A 17,102-nucleotide genomic window follows, 5' to 3' on the forward strand; every position below is an offset into this window, starting at 1 on the left:
CTTTTCGTAGAATACTGATTCTCGAAAAGGCTTCTTCATTCATAAAAATGATGCGCTTAATCTCAAAGCTTGAACACGGAAACGGAACGCTGCAGTTCTTCCGCCAGTTGGGCCAGCGATTGGGCGGTGGCGGCCGTTTCTTCACTGCTTGCGGCCGCTTCCTGTGTTGTAGCCGAGATATTCTCAACGGCGGACAGGACGGTGGCGGTTTGCGCAGCCTGCTGCTCGCTGGCGGCAGCGATCTCCACCACCTTTTGACCGGCATCATTGACATAGCTGACGATGTGCCCGAAAGATTCTCCGGTACGCTCGGACAATTCCGCACTTTCCTGTACGGATTTTACACTGGCGCGAGTATTTTCCTGCATTCCTTTAATGATGCTTGTAATTTGTTTCGTGGCTTCGCCGCTTCGTTCGGCTAATTTCCGCACTTCGTCGGCGACTACCGCAAACCCTCGTCCTTGATCTCCGGCCCGCGCGGCTTCAATAGCGGCATTTAGTGCCAGCAGATTGGTTTGATCCGCAATATCTTCAATAACCCCGATGATATCGCCGACCTTTTGCGAGTCATCTTCCAGTCTTGTCATCTGCAGGCTTACCGATTTCATGCTTTCGCTGGATGACTGAATAACTCCGCTTCCTTCTTCGGCGATGCGCACCGTTTCGTTGGACAATTCCGAGGCCTGTTCGGTATTGCGAGCTATAGCATGAATGGCTGAGGACAGCTCTTTGAACAACTCGCTGATGGTTTGGGCATCGTTGGCCTGGCTGGCATTCCCGCTGGCAATTTCCTCCGTGCTGGCCGAAATTTGCTGAGATGCCGCGGCCAGGCTTTGGGAGTGGCCTAAAATGTTGCTGACGGTTTCCCGCAAGCTGACCACCATGTTGTTCATACCTTGCGCGAGCTGTCCGATTTCATCCTTAGTGGATATATCCAGTGTGTTCTGCAGATTTCCTCCTGCTACTTGCTGGACGAGCTGAGCGACGCGGGCGAGAGGTCTGGATATAATCTGCGAGATTATGTATCCAAGCAAAATAGATATCGCCACAGAAGCTGCAATAACAATTATGGATACATTCCGGGAGGAAACGTACAATGCTTCGCCCGCATCCTTGGTCTCGTCAGCCTCCGCCATATTGATATCGCTCAAAGTATTCAACAAGTCTCTGATTTTATTGCCGACATTGGTCAAATCGTTGTTAATCAGCGTCTTCATCTCGTCACTGCGCCCATTCAATCCAAGTTGTACAGCTTCATCAACCAAAGGCACATATTCGTTCCACAGTCCGTCAAACGGCTCTAAAGCAGTAACGGATTTATCGCTCAGGACAGTATTGCGAAAATCATTCATGTGATTCATCAATTCTTTTTTCTCTGTTTCCAGGAGTTCTATGTTACTCTCTTGCGTGGCTCTATCCTCCGCCATATAGACGTTGCGAATCAGTACCCGCATGCGGGTGTAGCTGATCTGCGCCGATTGTACGGATTGTAATGGAACAAGGCCATATTCGTACATGGACTTCACAGAACCATTCATTTTGTTCAAATTATTGAGACTATAAAATCCAACAAAAGCGAGAATCAGAGATACTAGCAAAAATGCGGAAATCAACTTTACGCTTGTCTTCAGATTATAGAAAAATTTCATTGTATGATGCCTCCTAAATCGCTGAAATTGTCTGTGCGTTGCCTGTTAACTTAATAACACCGTCTACGTCCAGGATCAGGGCCACATTCCCGCTGCCTAAAATGGTTGCCCCTGAAATGCCGCCGATTTTTCCGATAAAGCTGCCGAGACTCTTGATGACGATTTCCTGATTTGCCCATCAGATCGTCCACCATCAGGGCGACTCGTTTTTCGCCTCTTCCGATAATGACCATGGGTAAGTAGCGCCGAACCGGGGGACGCGGGTAATGAAAATGATCGTGCAGCCAGACGACAGGAATGACTTGATGGCGAATCTTAATCACAGGTTCTCCGCGCAATCTTTTGATTTCTTTGGCGTCGATCCGGGTAATTTCCACCACGCTGCTCATGGGAATAATAAAGACCCGCCCACTGATATTCACGAGCAGTCCCGTAACAATGGCTAAAGTAAGAGGGAGGCGGATATGAAACAGAGTACCTTGTCCCTTAACGGTCTCAACGTCGATCATGCCGCTCATTCGTTCGATATTGTTGCGGACGATGTCCATGCCGACCCCGCGCCCAGAGACATCACTGACCTGGGAAGCGGTGGAAAAACCGGGCTTGAATATGAGCTGCAGAGCTTCATCATCGCTTAGGCGCTTGGCTTCGTGTTGCGGCAGCAGCCCTTTGCTTACCGCGGATCCGCGAAGCTTGTCCGCATCGATGCCAGCGCCGTCGTCCCGGATTGAGATCACGACATGGTTGTCCTGATGTGCAGCGGACAAGGTGACCGTGCCGCGCTCGTTTTTGCCGCTCAGCCGTCGTTGCTCCGGTGCTTCAATGCCGTGATCAACGGCATTGCGCAGCAAATGGATCAAAGGATCGCCGATTTCTTCAATTAAAGTGCGATCCAGTTCGGTGTCCTTACCCTGCAAAATCAGGTCTACCTGCTTGCCCAAAGATTCGGCCAAATCTCTAATCATGCGCGGGAAACGATTATACAACTGCTCAATCGGAAGCATTCGGGCTTTCATCACACCGTCCTGCAGTTCACCGATGAGCAGGCTCAAGTGATCAGAAAGCTGAAACAGCTCTTCCACAAGGTCATCAGAACCCAATCTTTGTCTAAATAATGTTTTGACCTGTTGGATCCGCGTTTGATCAATAACAAGTTCACCCGCCAAATTCATCAGATGATCCAGCCGTTCTATATTGACTCGGATCGTTTGCGATTTGCTTTTTGTCACCGGATAAACGGCTCGCTGCGCAGGAGTAACTGATTCCGAGGCAGCATGCATGCTGAACTGCTGAAGTTGCTGCAAAAGAGACGAAATATCCGATGTTTCGACGTCGGTTTGGGCAATTTCCTCTTGGAGCCCTTTCATGACATCGAGTCCCGTGAACATTAAGTTGATCAATGGTTTGGTGACCGTTCGTTCACCGTTTCGCACTTGATGGAGCAGATGCTCAATTTGATGGGTCACTTCCTTCATTTTGTGATAACCCATGGCTGCCGAGGAGCCTTTCAAAGTGTGCGCGGCCCGAAACAGCCGATCAACGGCCGTGTCGGTAGCTCCTTCATTCTCAAGACGCAAGACTTCTTCTTCAATATAGTGAAGTTGTTCATCCAGCTCTTCTAAATATAATTCGCGGTATCCCGATAGATCCGTCACCGGTTCAACCTCCTAGCTGTTTCCGATAAGCACTTCATCAAGTTTTAGAATTCCCACCAGGCTTTCATCCGACGCCAATCCAATACCCGTAAAATAACTGCCGCTTACATTGGCGATCTTGTCCGGAGGAGGCTGAATGTCACCGAAGGTAGTTACTTTGCTAACCTTGTCCACAATGATTCCGACTGCTTCCTGTTTGTGGTTGACGACAACGATACGCGTGGTTTTTGTGTACTCGTACGGCTCCAGCATAAATAAGCTTCTTAGGCTGATGACAGGTACAATTCGGCCGCGTAAATTAATGACACCCTGAACATAAGAATAAGTGTTGGGGATATCGGTTATTTCCTGCATTTTAATAATTTCATGAATCTCGGAGATGGAGATAGCGTAATTCTCATCATCCACACAAAACTCGATGTACTGTTGTTTGTCCGTTGAATGCATGCGCGGTTTCCCTACCTTTCTTGAATAAATCCGAAATAAGACGTGTCTGACTCGAGCAGTTCAAGCGTCAGGCGGGTGATCACAGGATCGAACTGGATGGCTCTGTTCCGCCATAGCTCCTGTTTGACCTGTTCCAATGGCAAACTTTGACGATATGGCCGCACGCACATCATGGCGTCAAAGGCATCGGCAACAGAGCAGATGCGAGCCAACAATGGAATCTCCTGTTCTCTCAATCCATGGGGGTAACCTTGCCCATCCCAACGTTCATGATGATGAAGAATCACTTCGATGACCGGTTCTTCAAATTCGGATATGTTATGCAAAAGGTCGGCCCCTACCTGCGGATGGAGTTTGATGATTTTCCACTGGTGCGGGGTAAGGGGAGCAGCCTGTTCCAGCACATCCAAAGGCAGCATGATTTTGCCCAGATCGTGAAGAAAGCAGCCGCGCAGCAAGTTGTCTTTTTCGCATGTCTCCAGGTTCATCTCGGTGGCTATACGTTCTGCCATCATAGCTACCCGTATGCTATGCCGATAGACTTCTGGACGTTTTTCGCGCATAAAGTCGATCAACTGAATTAGTAATGTTGAATCTTGCTGTGCCATAGCCTGATTGTCAATAAATTTTTGCAAGGAGCTCATGGTGTTCTCTCCTTTTTTTGCGACATATTTGAAAATAGAAGCGATTCAAGTTAAGGTGTTGGCCTTGACGCAAAGACCTCCTTTCTTTAATACATAACCTCCGGCAGACCTGTGAATGTCTTTCCTCGTGCGCTGGATCCGAGGGCTAGTCAACAAAAGTCCATAGCAGGTCGTATAATGATAATTATCCGACAAAATTTGGGGAGGATGGATAATGACTACCAATAGCAACATGAATTCGGCAAATCAGTTGACTTTGCTGTACACGAGTTCGAACAACTATAGCGATGATAAAATCGTGAACATGTTTATAAGTGCCTGCTGCACGGCAGACAATACGAGGAGGAGTTACTTGAGGGCAATTCATTGTTTTCGCGAATTCATCGGGTTCAAGAAGCTTGATTCGGTAACATGGAGAGAGATTGAGGCCTTTAAGCTGTACCTGCAGCAACGTGAGAAAGTAACCTCCAAACGCGCATTGGCACCGGCCAGCATCGCCGCTTCCATTGCTCCGTTAAAATCGCTGTATAAGTGGGGGAGTGACAGCAACATAGGTTTTTTTGCAAGGAATCCTACATCGAATGTGCGCTTGCCGGTAATTCAGGTGACCAGCCACCGGAACTTTTTAACCAAAAAGGAAGTAGGGTTGTTGCTAAACCATCTGCAGCAGCAGAGCCAAAGAAATTATTTGATGGGGCTTTCGCTTGTATTGCTTGGTTTGCGGGTATCTGAACTGAATTCGGTATACTGGGGAAATTTCCATACGGATCCTATGGAGTCGAGTATTTGGCTTACACTTCACTATACAAAAGGAGGGAGAACAAGGGAAATCAAGGTGCCCCAGTATTTATGGGAATTATTTGTAGAATACGCGAAGGGGCTTGTCGGTGACGCGGAACCACCCGAAACGCTCAGGCTGTTTCCAATTTCTACAAGACAAATAGAACGTATCATCCGTAAAGCCGGGGAAAAAAGCGGGATTACAAAAAAGCTTACGCCCCACTGGCTGCGGCATACCAACGCAACCTTGGCCTTGCTGGGAGGAGCATCGCTTCAGCAAGTGCAGGAAACGCTCGGGCATGCGCATATCAACACGACTCAGCGATATTTGCATACTGTAGACCAAATGAAAAAAGCAGCTCCGGATTATGTACAGGACTGCCTAAAGGAATTTATTTACTGACACACTATGCAAAAGCATGCAATTTGGCCTATAATTTGATTGAGAACTCCGCAAAATCCTATCTTTTTCTACATTTTTACCCATGTCTTTTGTCGGATAATTATCATTATGCGACATGTTTTATTATCATTAATATTTTAGGCTGTTTTGTCATTGTTTAAGCAACATATTGCTAAAGTTATTTATTTACAAATTCTCTTGAGGCCCTCATTATATATTGTTCTATATACATAGAGATACAGCGTGTTTCCCAATGATTCAAACAAGCAGAAACACCCTCATCCAACACGAAAGAGGCTGACCGCTCGAGCGGTTAGCCTCTTTAATTAGCACACGGTGATATTGTTTTTACTTCAGATAATTATGTCAGAAACTGAATAGCGGTGATCCTCACGCATCTGGATCGATTAGTATAAAATTAGTTGCCGCAACGATGATTCTATAAAACCAAAATAAATTTGCTTTCTGTATTGAAAAACGCTTACATATAAACTATAATCAATCTAAACCGGTTTACTAAACCGATATACTAAACCGGTTTAATAAAAGAGGGAGGAAGCATAAATAAAAAAAGCAGAGATTGTTTTCATTCGTACAACTAGAAATTCAAAGAAAGGCGAGAATTGATTTGGGTAATTTGGATGTTGTTACTTTTGGCGAGGCAATGGTGATGTTTACAGCAGATGAGCCAGGCCCATTCCATGAGGTTATCCATTATACCTCAGGATTAGCCGGAGCTGAAATGAACGTCGCTATCGGTCTTGCAAGGCTGGGCCTAAGATCAGGATGGGTGAGTAAAGTTGGAAGCGATTCCTTTGGAGATTTGATCCTGCGGCGTCTCGAAAAAGAGGGGGTTGACATTAATCAGGTTCAGATCGATGAGAGTGTTCCAACAGGTTTTCAATTGAAATCAAAAGTTTTGGATGGTGACCCTGAGATTCAGTACTTTAGGAAAGGATCTGCAGCGAGCTTTATGGGGAGGGAGGACTTTTCGAAAGACTATTTCCTAGGTGCGGCCCATGTTCATATGACCGGAATCCCTCTGGCTATTTCGGAACACACCAGGGAATTTGCCGGTTGTGTACTTCATTGCATGAAGAGTCATGGCCGATCCATATCCTTTGACCCCAATTTACGTCCTTCTCTCTGGAAATCAAAAGAAGAAATGATCGATGTGGTCAATAAGTTTGCTTTTAAAGCGAATTATGTACTTCCAGGAATAGGTGAAGGATATATATTAACCGGTTACAGAGAGCCAAGTGATATTGCTTCCTTTTATTTGGAAAAAGGCGTCGAACTGGTGATCGTAAAACTTGGAGAAGCGGGTGCTTATTATAAGACTCCTTATGAGGAAGGCAAAGTGAGTTCCTTTCCAGTAGAGAATACAGTAGATACGGTAGGTGCCGGTGACGGGGTTGCTGTAGGCGTCATTAGTGCTTTGGTCGAAAAGCGTTCGATCGTGGAAGCGGTACAGCGCGGGAATGCGATTGGTTCCTTGGCGGTGCAATCCCCCGGGGATTACGACGGCTACCCAACCAGAAAACAATTACAGCAATTTATGCAAAAGCAAAAAATGATCAAGACAGATACACAGGGAGGTCATTGGGTATGAAAGAGCAAGAAGTTGCCAAACAAATTCTTCAATATATTGGAGACAAAGAGAATGTTACTTCTGTGGAACATTGTGCAACACGGCTAAGACTAATCCTAAAAGATAAGTCCAAAATAGATGAAAAAGCTATTGAAAATATTGACGGTGTTAAGGGGCAGTTTTTTTCCGCGGGGCAATACCAAATCATCCTTGGCACAGGTTTTGTAAATAAGGTTTACGATGCATTCGTGAACGGGGATACTACAATTCAAAACGATAATAAAACGGAAGCTTATAAAAACATGTCTTGGGTTCAGAAAATCTCCAGAACATTAGGCGATGTGTTTATTCCCATTATTCCTGTATTGGTAGCGACCGGATTATTTATGGGATTAAGAGGGCTTTTAACGAACCTTGGCATTGAAATGAATCCTACTTTTTTGACTTTTACCCAAGTGTTGACGGATACGGCCTTTGCTTTTCTACCGGCTCTTGTCGGATTTTCGGTCATGCGGAAATTCGGAGGTTCTCCAATATTGGGTATCGTAATCGGATTAATGCTGGTTGCACCTCAGCTGCCCAATGCTAACGCTGTTGCAAGCGGTACGGCAGAACCTATTTTGCTGTCGCTTTTCGGGTTGTCCATTCCCATTACGGGATATCAAGGTTCGGTGCTTCCCGCTTTAATGATCGCCATTTTGGCCGCAAAGGTGGAAAAGTCATTAAAGAAAGTGGTTCCGGATTCTTTATCTTTGATCGTAACGCCATTCGCCACTCTTTTAATTAGTATTTTTTGCGGTTTGCTTATTATTGGACCGCTTATGCATGGGGTGGAACAATTAATCCTTAACGGGTTCAGATCATTGATCACATGGCCGTTCGGTATCGGGGGATTAATTATAGGAGCTTTGGATCAACTGATTGTAACAACAGGAGTGCATCATATATTCAAGGCGTTAGAGATTGAGCTGTTGGCGAAGACAGGGGCAAATCCATTCAACGCCCTCGTTTCGGGAGCTATTGCCGCACAAGGCGGGGCAGCTTTGGCGGTGGCCTTTAAGACTAAAGATATCAAGAAAAGATCGCTTTATTTTTCCTCAACGATTCCAGCGTTTTTAGGAATTACGGAACCGGCCATTTTTGGTATCAATCTGAGATTAGTGAAACCATTTGTGTTTGGTTGCCTGGGGGGCGGTGTTGCAGGGGTATTCTCTTCGCTCGTAGGTTTAAAAGGTACCGGTTTGGCAATAACGGTTATTCCAGGGGCTTTATTATATTTGAATGGGCAAATTCCGATGTACATTATTGCGAATTTAATTGGTCTTGGCGTGGCGTTCACTTTGACGTACCTTTTCTTCAAGCACAATGAATAAAAGTGATGAAATAAATAGGACATTTATATAGAAGGGGAGAGAAACCATATGTTTCGTTTATATAATAATTTAACCTTACCTGAGCCCTGGCCTCCTGTGTATAAGGAAACCACTCTGGACCAGCCATTGGAAGTCCCGTACTTAAAAAATAAGCCGAATGTTATTAATATCGATATAGGTAGGCAGCTGTTTGTTGATGATTTTCTGATCGAAAAAAGCAATTTGACGCGGGAATATCATCAGCCTAATCTTTGTGTGGAGCCGATCTTTGAACCGACAAGTCCCTTAGAGATGAATGATGGTTATTGCCCTTGTGCTTGTCCGTTTAATGATGGGATTTTTTATGACGATGAAGATAAAAAGTTTAAAATGTGGTATCATGCCGGTTGGTTTGATGGTGTAGGTTATGCGGAAAGCGACGATGGAATCCATTGGAAAAGGCTGACTGAATTATACCCGGAAAGAACTTCGGAGAGGGTAATCCCCCGGGAATTTGGAGCGCTTAGAGATGGTTCGGCGGTTTGGATTGATTATGATGCTAAACATCCGGATGAAAAATATAAAATGCTAATATTTTTCAGAAAATACGATTTCGATGTGAAATATTACCACAATAAGCCGAAACATGCTCATGATATTCCAGGCTCGGTTCCGCCGCTTGAAAAAGCCGTTTTATTCAAATCCGCGAACGGCATCGATTGGAAGGAAGCGGGGAATGTAGGCCCGTGTGGAGATAATACAACATTCTTTTATAATCCATTTACAAAAAAATGGGTATTCAGCTTGCGTACATTTTCTTCTCTGGATAGCAGAATACGGACAAGAGGATACTTCGAGACAGAAGATTTCTTTGGCGGAACGAACTGGAAGGCGGAAGATATCAAGTTTTGGTCCAGAACAGATATATATGATATGCCTGATCCGGATATGGGCTACTATACTCAATTGTACAATTTGGATGCGACACCCTATGAAAGCTTAATGCTTGGAGTGTTCAGCGTTTTTATGGGACCTCCCAACAATATTAGCGGAAAAAATGGGACACCCAAAATTAATGATTTGAAACTGGGATACAGCAGAGACGGGTTCCATTGGTTTAGACCAACCTATGATAATTTTATTTCTTCATCACGAAAAAAAGGATCCTGGGATTATGGATATGCCCATGCGGTAAACGGTGTTTGTTTGGTTGTTGAGGACAAAATTTACTTTTACTATTCTTGCTTTTCGGGGAATTCTCCAAAATTCGGCTCTCACAAGTACGCTGGAGGGAATCTGGGACTGGCAACACTACGGAGGGACGGATTCGCTTCTTTGACCGATCAAGGAAAAGGCGGAGAGGTGCAAACGACCAAACTAGCCTTTACCGGGAAGCATCTTTTTGTAAATGCATCATGTGAAGCGGGCCGTATTTATGCGGAGATACTGGATGAAGACTCCAATGTTATCGCCGGATTTGAAAAGTCGGAATGCATCCCTGTTTCTGCTGATCGGACAAAGATGGAAATAAAGTGGAGAAATAAGCGAATTGAGGATTTAAATACGAAGGTAGTAAAAATTCGTTTTTATTTAGAAAATGCAACCATTTATTCGTTTTGGATTTCGCCTGACGAAGAGGGTCATAGCCATGGATTTATGGCTGGCGGCGGACCGGGATTTGTTAAAGGGCGCGATATTGGGGACAACTAGATAAAGGGGAAAATAAAAGATACAATACAAGGAGTGATTAAGAAGAGAGGTAGATCTAATGGATAAAGTAACCATGGCTGATGTGGCAAAGAAAGCCGGCATTTCCAAGAGTACGGTTTCACAATTTCTAAATAAACGTTATGAATACATGAGTGATGAAACCAAGAAGAAGATCGAGGAGGCCATCAATCAGCTTGGCTACCAGCCTAATTATATTGCCAGAAGTTTAAAACAAAAGCGGACTTCCATGATAGGGATTATCATTGCAAACATCATGCACCGTTTTTCTACAGAGGTAAGCAGGGCAATCGAAGATTACTTCAATGAACATGACATTCATACCATTTTTTGCAATACGGATAATGACCCGCTTAAAGAAAAAAAATATATCGATATGCTTCGGGCGAAGCAGGTGGACGGATTAATTATTTTTCCGACTGGGCAAAATGTAGAGCTTTACGAAAATATGCTTAAAAGCGGTTATCCGGTTGTATTTATGGATCGAAAAGTGAAGGATATCCATATTCCCGCAGTTAAAGTCAATAACTTTGAATCCACGTATTCCATCATTCAACATTTTATTGATTACGGGCATGAACGGATTGCTATAGTTACACAGCCTTTGACGACCTCTACCCGGATTGACCGGATTGAAGGTTATAAGAGTGCGATGCTTGCCAACGGGAAAGAGCCGCAATATATCATCAGTACGGAAGTTCAACAGATGAAGTCGGAGCTCGAGAAGCTTTTCTTTGGAGAACAACCTCCGACAGCTCTATTGGCGGGGAATGATCTCGCTTTTTTGGAAGTGCTGGAATTTGCCAAAGATCGTGGATTAAAGGTCGGAAGTCATTTTTCTTTAGCTGTTTTTGATAATATTCCGTTTGCTGATTTGGTTGATCCTCCTGTGACGACGATTGCGCAACCCTCCTATGAAATGGGGAAAAAAGCGGCTGAAATGCTTTTGAAACTTATTAAAAAGGAAGAAACGGACTTTCAGGATGTTGTATATAGCTGTGAGCTTTTAATCAAAGAATCTTCAATCATGATAAGAAGCTGATTTTAATGTTTTATGAAGTATTTTTCTGCAATTTTTATAAATCGATTTAGTTGAGGAGTGAGGTAACGGAAGTGATCATTCAATTGGCATTGGATCGCCTGACCATAGATGAGGCTATTGAACTGGGGAAAAAGACGGAGGAGTACGTTGATTGGATTGAAGTCGGCACTTCATTGATCAAGGAATATGGTATGGCAAGTGTGGAAAGAGTGAAGGAACAATTTCCTTCCAAGACGGTTATTGCGGATATAAAAACCATGGATAACGCTAAATATGAATTTGAAATCTGTTTTAAGGCAGGAGCAGACATAGCAACGGTTATGGGCGTGTCACCGCTTGCTACAGTAAATGCATGCGTAGATGTTGCGAAAAACTTTAACAAAGGGATAATGATTGATCTTTTGAATACAAACAAGGATCAAAAGGAGCAACTATTTCAACTTGCCCAAGATGGTATTTATTTTTGTGAGCATGTCAGTAAAGATGAGCAAGAAGTGCTTGGGAAAAGTAATGATCTTGTGCCGCTCAATTATGGATCGCGGATAAAGCTTGCAGTTGCAGGGGGAATTAACATGGATTCTTTACCGAAGCTCGCTGTAAGTCGGCCTGCCGTTGTCATCATCGGCTCAGCGATTACCAAGGCCATTGATCCGCATATGGCAGCGAAAGCATTTAGCGAAGCATTAAAAGAGGTGTAAGAAAATGAAAACAACAGAACTGGTCTTAAAGGAAATTCAGGGCGTTATCAATAAGATCGATGAAAAATGCTTGGAGGAAATCGCCGCTATTTTGTTTGATGGAAAAAGAATATTTGTAACGGGTGAGGGGCGATCGGGGTTAATGGCGAAATCCTTTGCCATGAGATTAATGCATTTGGGAGCGACCGTTTTTGTTGTAGGCGAGACCATCACGCCGTCGATTGAAAAAGGGGATATGTTAGTTGCTGTTTCAGGTTCAGGCAAGACCAAAAGCGTCATTTGGACAGCAGAAAAAGCAAAGTCCATTCCATGCCAAGTCGTTGTCATAACCGCCAATCCCGATTCGGAGCTTGCCTCCCACGCCTCACTGGTGGCCGTTGTGCCGGCTGCCACAAAATATCGTACCGAACATGAACCGGCATCGATTCAACCCCTTGGCTCCTTGTTTGATCAAAGTATCCATATTATGTTTGATACGATTTGCCTGATCTATTCCAAGCTAAAAAAGATCGATCATGAACAAGCATTTCAACGCCATAGTAATATGGAATAGCTGTTACGGTATGACAAAGGTTCACCTACATTTTTATCCGCGATCCATCCAAGGGGTTGGTTACTTGGGGGGAACGGGAAGCCGCATTAGGCCATCACAGAAAATACGAAGCCACCTGAAAAACAGCGGTTAGCAAAATGTAACGGACAGAAATGACTCTATTTGCCTCGCACCTTCCCAGGTGAGCTGTTCGCCTCGGGGTGTCGATCGTAATGACCCGGTGGTGGGATGGAACTGATCCGCGTGAAAAAACTCAGGCTGCCCGCCTTACCGGACAGCCTGAATGCGTATAAGTCCAGCATGTTTTGGCACTTCCAGCCTTCAGATGTTGAATAAAATAGTTGCAAAATGTACAAGTACTTATCCGGAAATGCTGCCACAGCACTTGATTAAGTGTAAAACGTGCAGTTATTCCGCTATTATTTGAAGAAGAGACAAAAAACAAAGAAATAATTGTATGAAATGTGACAGTTGAGTTAATGGGAAGCCGTAAATTGGACATGTCCCGGGACAATGTACGCTTGACCGGTGCCGTTTTCAGGCAGGGCGGGGATCGTGTCTGTCAGAGTTTGACCTTTGATATCGGTGATGCGAATGGTCAGGTCTTCCGTACCCAGACCGGTTCCCATAAAATGATTGTAAGGTTGCTTTTCAAGATTGACCCAGGTCCCATTTTGCAGCACTTCCAGTTTTAATACCGGGTATTTGTGGTTTCTGACCTGAATGGCCGCCCACCACTGGCTGCTGCCTTCTTTAATCCGGTACTGGACATTTCCGGTAATCGGCGCTTCAACCACTTTCCACTTGATATTAATTTTTCCGTCGATCATATTCCCGATTTTGGCAAACGCGTTAGGAGATAAGTCTAAAGCGCCGTTGGCGCCTTCAGGGTACAAATCGGTGACGTAAACCGTAGTTTTACCGAGCGGTCCTTCCACTTCAAGGTAGGCCCCGGCGAGTGCGGCGTTGATGCCTCCAAAGTTGTACTGCGCCGGATTCAAAGCCGTGATTTCCATATCCGCCGGAATCGGATCCAGCAAAGCGGCGCCTCCTGAGTAACCGGAGCCCGTATAGGTCGCATATCCGGTGTACGTATCTTCCCAGGCCGCAGAAGCGGGCAGGGCAAACCCGATCAAACTTAGTATTAAGGCTAGAGCCGGCACACTTCTTTTCCAGCGGAATTTTACTTTTGTCATTATTATGCCCTCCTTAAACAGCCATAAAAAATAGGTTATACTAAATGATTTCATTATCTACCATATTTTTCAATAGGGATATTTAACCTATTATATAATCCTACTTTCTTCTCAGAGGCGGAATCGCCGGAACATGAGCGGCTTTGGGGATATCGGCAGGGTCGACTTTAAATGATGGGTTGTATTTTTGCGGGTCCGTGATCGACTCCGGTTCTGAAGACCGCCAGATAAACAGGCATACCGGGCAATGATAAAGCTCCCAAGCTCCTTTTACCGGTGAACTCGCGAGGACGGACGCTTTTTCTGTATTGCAGCGCGGACAGGTTTTCATAGGTATACACTCCTTTGTTAAATGAAAATAGGTTGCATGCACGGTTATTTCTGTCTGAGCAATTCAGCCAGCTTTTTCTCCCATAAGTCCGTATCTATTGGAGAGTCGAGCGGCTGCGAATAATGGCCCCGCGTTTCCGGTGCTTTCGGCGTGGTTGCATCGATAATCAGTTTATCGGTGATGCCGGCGGGGTCGGAACCCGGATCAAGCGGCAGCACGGATAAGTTCGGTATGACAACGACGTCATATTTCGGGTTCATTTTCGTAGAGATGGCCCACATGACCTGGGGCAGATTAAACGGATCGACATCTTCATCAACGACGATGATGACTTTGCAGTAACCGAGTCCGTGGGGTGTTGTCAGTGCGCGCATACCCACGGCTTTGGCAAATCCGCCGTAACGGGTTTTGGTGGAAATCACGGCCAGCAGCCCGTGCGTGTACATCGCATTTACCGCCTCGATCTCCTCGGGATAAGCATCCTTCAGTTGCTGGTACAAAGGAACGCAGGTGTTGATCGCCATCATATAATCAATTTCCGTCCAGGGCATGCCGAGATACAGATGTTCAAAAATCGGATCGGTGCGGTGGTAAACCTTGGAGATTTTGATAATCGGCATTGCGCGGCCTCCGGAATAATGTCCGGTGAACTCGCCAAACGGACCTTCAAACTCCCGGTAGCGGGAGATGATTTCCCCTTCCAGCACAATCTCGGCTCCCCAAGGGACGTCCAGGTTTCCGTGCTCCAGACGGACAATCGGATAAGGCGCCTGCTGGATCGCTCCGGCCATTTCGTATTCGGACTGGTCGTACAGAATCGGCGAGCCTGCCACGGTGGTAATCACCGGTTCACAGCCCAACGCGATCGCCACTTTGAGATTTTGCCCTGTTTCTTCCGCCTGGCGAAGGTGAACGGCAATGTCGTGCTGAGACACCGGCTGAATGCCCAAGGTATCCTTGTTTTTCACCTGAAGGCGGTAAACGCCGGCATTTTGCTTGCCGAAATGTTCAGGGTCGTATTGGTCCCGCGAGACTACGACGGCTTTATCGATGTAAAATCCGCCGTCTCCCCGGTTCAGCCGGAACAAAGGAAAAAGCTCAAACAGATTGATATCCTCGGTGATTTGGTTTTCCTGAAAAGGCGCCTTAGTCTCACGTTTTACGGCAACCGGAAACTTGGCAAATCTGCGGGCAAATTCAAAAAACTGCTCTTTGACAGGCGTGTTTTTCGGCAGTCCGAGCATCAGCGCATGATTCTCCCAGGAGCCGATCATGTTCATCGCTATGCGCGCGTTTTGATATCCGTAAATGTTTTTGAACAAAAGCGCCGACGAGCTTCCTCCTAAATTAGCCACAGCGCGTCCGGCCGCTCCAATGTCGGGTTCGGGTTTAACCTCTTCTTCAATGTTCAGCAACTGCCCTTCCTGTTCAAGTACACTTAGAAATTCCCTGAGATCTTGATACGCCATAGAGCGGTACCCCTCCTTCATAAATTGGTTGTTTATTAAAATTCTTACATACAGTGTAGAGCGAGAGTTAATATAGTTAAAATATCTGTTGGCTATGTTGTACATACTTTTTGGCTATATAAGGATTGGAGGCGGCCCTCTATGGATATCAGACAGTTGAAATACTTTGTGGCGATCGCGGAAGAAGGCAAGATCACGGCGGCGGCAAGAAGGCTGCATATGGCGCAGCCGCCGCTCAGCAAGCAGCTTAAGGGGATGGAGGACGAACTCGGCGTAATGTTGGTTGAACGGCATAAACGGAAGGTGAGTCTGACTCCCGAAGGGGAAGTGCTCTATAAAAACGCTAAGCTTTTGCTTGCCAGTTTCTCCGAGCTGGTAACGGAAATGCAGGAAATGAACAAGGAGGCGCACGGATTCATTTCTGTCGGTTCAAGTCTGTACTGTGCGTCATTAATGCTGTCCAATATGGGGCGCATGCGCGTAAAATACCCCGATATGCAGTATAAAGTCTGGGAAGGGGACCCGGTCCGCCTGGGAGAATTGATGGAGAACAGGGAGATAGACATTGCGATTAGCAGCAGCCCGCTTCCGGTAAAGGGCCTAAGCTCGTTTCGCTTGCCGCCGGATCCTTTTGTGCTGGTGATACCCAAGCATTGGAGTTTGACGGACCGTGAGCGGGAAACGGTTTGCTTTCAACGAATTGCCGACCTGCCCCTGATGGTGCTGCGCTCTGCCTGCAGTGAAGGGATGTACGGGCGGATTATGAAGTGTTTTGCCGATCTGGGTGAGTTTCCGCGCATTTTATGTGAATGCCATGATTCGGCGATGCTGCTCAGCATGGTTACCAGCGGATTCGGGGCGGCGTTGCTTCCTAAATCCGTTTTGGACTTAAGTCCGCTGGGCAACTACAAGGTTTTGCAAATCACTGACTGTCCGCTTTGCTCCGAGCCGTTCGTCTTTTACCGCAGCAGCGGGTACTTGTCCAAAGCGGCCAAAGAATATCTTGAGTTGTTTAAATGAGCATTTTGTATTAATGAAATCAAGTGAGGTGAAAAAGTGAAAATAACAAGACGATATTTTCCAATCTATGTACTGCTTTATAAAATACACAACCCTAGGCTAATGGACTGAAATAACACTAGCGTTGCATTAAATCTGATCTGACAAGATACATTTTCTAGTCACACAAATATTCTAACGGTTGCCATGGCGCTTATTTCACTTAAATCCGGCTATTTTGCTTAGATTCAGGCAAATAACGGCGCTCACAACCGTTAAAATGTAGAAAAGGTCTTTTTTTGGAAAATAGCCACTGCTACAACCGTTAGATTTCCGGGTAGCTTTTACGGGAAATTTTGAGCAAAAGTTAATGCAACGTTAGTGCTGAAATAACCTTATTTCGCCGAAATCAAGCGCCGTCAAGCACCGATTTTTAGGTTGCGCCGCAATTAATGTTCAAAATAACCCAAGTATCAAAATGTATCCTACCTTACAAAAATGATCGGATCATACAAAAAAGTGCGTACTGTTCAAGCGTTGGGGTACCTGATAACCTACATACAGA

General features: G+C 45.4%; 15 protein-coding genes and 1 pseudogene. 8 read left to right on the top strand and 8 right to left on the bottom strand.

Going from position 1 to position 17,102, the window contains the following annotated elements:
• Positions 1-62: 62 nt before the first annotated feature.
• The 5 genes and pseudogenes from ACLD72_RS22525 to ACLD72_RS22545 form a co-directional block, all read right to left on the bottom strand.
• Positions 63-1,649 carry a methyl-accepting chemotaxis protein gene (locus ACLD72_RS22525; protein ID WP_411002512.1) on the bottom strand — a complete coding sequence of 529 codons (1,587 nt, stop codon included), beginning with the start codon at positions 1,647-1,649 and terminating at the stop codon, positions 63-65.
• 13 nt (positions 1,650-1,662) lie between these two features.
• Complete coding sequence (locus ACLD72_RS22530) at positions 1,663-1,812, bottom strand: hypothetical protein (protein WP_411002519.1); 150 nt, start codon at positions 1,810-1,812, stop codon at positions 1,663-1,665.
• 70 nt (positions 1,813-1,882) lie between these two features.
• Positions 1,883-3,304: pseudogene (locus ACLD72_RS22535) on the bottom strand (chemotaxis protein CheA); the annotation flags it as partial.
• Between the two features lie 12 nt (positions 3,305-3,316).
• A complete protein-coding gene (locus ACLD72_RS22540) occupies positions 3,317-3,751 on the bottom strand; it encodes a chemotaxis protein CheW (protein WP_411002513.1) in 435 nt (144 codons plus the stop codon).
• An 11-nt stretch (positions 3,752-3,762) separates the two neighbouring features.
• Positions 3,763-4,395 (bottom strand): HD-GYP domain-containing protein, encoded by a 633-nt coding sequence (locus ACLD72_RS22545; RefSeq protein WP_411002514.1) that lies wholly within the window; start codon positions 4,393-4,395, stop codon positions 3,763-3,765.
• 214 nt (positions 4,396-4,609) lie between these two features.
• Here ACLD72_RS22545 and ACLD72_RS22550 point away from each other — a divergent pair, with 214 nt between their 5' ends.
• The 7 genes from ACLD72_RS22550 to hxlB all read left to right on the top strand — a co-directional run bounded on the left by ACLD72_RS22550 (position 4,610) and on the right by hxlB (position 12,542).
• Positions 4,610-5,578, top strand: a complete 969-nt coding sequence (locus tag ACLD72_RS22550; RefSeq protein ID WP_411003945.1) for a tyrosine-type recombinase/integrase — start codon at positions 4,610-4,612, stop codon at positions 5,576-5,578.
• A 628-nt stretch (positions 5,579-6,206) separates the two neighbouring features.
• The gene (locus tag ACLD72_RS22555; RefSeq protein WP_411002865.1) at positions 6,207-7,190 is read left to right on the top strand and encodes a sugar kinase; all 984 of its coding nucleotides are present in this window, start codon (positions 6,207-6,209) and stop codon (positions 7,188-7,190) included.
• Positions 7,187-8,542, top strand: a complete 1,356-nt coding sequence (locus ACLD72_RS22560; RefSeq protein ID WP_411002866.1) for a sucrose-specific PTS transporter subunit IIBC — start codon at positions 7,187-7,189, stop codon at positions 8,540-8,542. The genes ACLD72_RS22555 and ACLD72_RS22560 overlap by 4 nt, the downstream gene beginning before the upstream one ends.
• Positions 8,543-8,590: 48 nt before the next feature.
• Entirely contained in the window at positions 8,591-10,231 is a 1,641-nt protein-coding gene (locus tag ACLD72_RS22565) for a hypothetical protein (RefSeq protein WP_411002867.1), read from the top strand.
• 58 nt (positions 10,232-10,289) lie between these two features.
• On the top strand, positions 10,290-11,291 hold the full coding sequence (locus ACLD72_RS22570) for a LacI family DNA-binding transcriptional regulator (RefSeq protein WP_411002868.1): 1,002 nt from the start codon (positions 10,290-10,292) through the stop codon (positions 11,289-11,291).
• 71 nt (positions 11,292-11,362) lie between these two features.
• The gene (gene hxlA / locus ACLD72_RS22575; protein WP_411002869.1) at positions 11,363-11,989 is read left to right on the top strand and encodes a 3-hexulose-6-phosphate synthase; all 627 of its coding nucleotides are present in this window, start codon (positions 11,363-11,365) and stop codon (positions 11,987-11,989) included.
• 4 nt (positions 11,990-11,993) lie between these two features.
• The gene (gene hxlB / locus ACLD72_RS22580) at positions 11,994-12,542 is read left to right on the top strand and encodes a 6-phospho-3-hexuloisomerase (protein ID WP_411002870.1); all 549 of its coding nucleotides are present in this window, start codon (positions 11,994-11,996) and stop codon (positions 12,540-12,542) included.
• Between the two features lie 476 nt (positions 12,543-13,018).
• On the opposite strand, the gene ACLD72_RS22585 is transcribed toward hxlB, so the two are convergent.
• The 3 genes from ACLD72_RS22585 to ACLD72_RS22595 all read right to left on the bottom strand — a co-directional run bounded on the left by ACLD72_RS22585 (position 13,019) and on the right by ACLD72_RS22595 (position 15,538).
• The gene (locus tag ACLD72_RS22585; RefSeq protein ID WP_411002871.1) at positions 13,019-13,738 is read right to left on the bottom strand and encodes an expansin EXLX1 family cellulose-binding protein; all 720 of its coding nucleotides are present in this window, start codon (positions 13,736-13,738) and stop codon (positions 13,019-13,021) included.
• 100 nt (positions 13,739-13,838) lie between these two features.
• Positions 13,839-14,069: a non-oxidative hydroxyarylic acid decarboxylases subunit D gene (locus ACLD72_RS22590; RefSeq protein ID WP_411002872.1), complete on the bottom strand. Its 231-nt coding sequence runs from the start codon at positions 14,067-14,069 to the stop codon at positions 13,839-13,841.
• Between the two features lie 44 nt (positions 14,070-14,113).
• The gene (locus ACLD72_RS22595; RefSeq protein ID WP_411002927.1) at positions 14,114-15,538 is read right to left on the bottom strand and encodes a non-oxidative hydroxyarylic acid decarboxylases subunit C; all 1,425 of its coding nucleotides are present in this window, start codon (positions 15,536-15,538) and stop codon (positions 14,114-14,116) included.
• A 141-nt stretch (positions 15,539-15,679) separates the two neighbouring features.
• Here ACLD72_RS22595 and ACLD72_RS22600 point away from each other — a divergent pair, with 141 nt between their 5' ends.
• Positions 15,680-16,558 carry a LysR family transcriptional regulator gene (locus ACLD72_RS22600; RefSeq protein WP_411002873.1) on the top strand — a complete coding sequence of 293 codons (879 nt, stop codon included), beginning with the start codon at positions 15,680-15,682 and terminating at the stop codon, positions 16,556-16,558.
• Positions 16,559-17,102: the final 544 nt, after the last annotated feature.

This window comes from Paenibacillus lacisediminis (assembly GCF_046567315.2).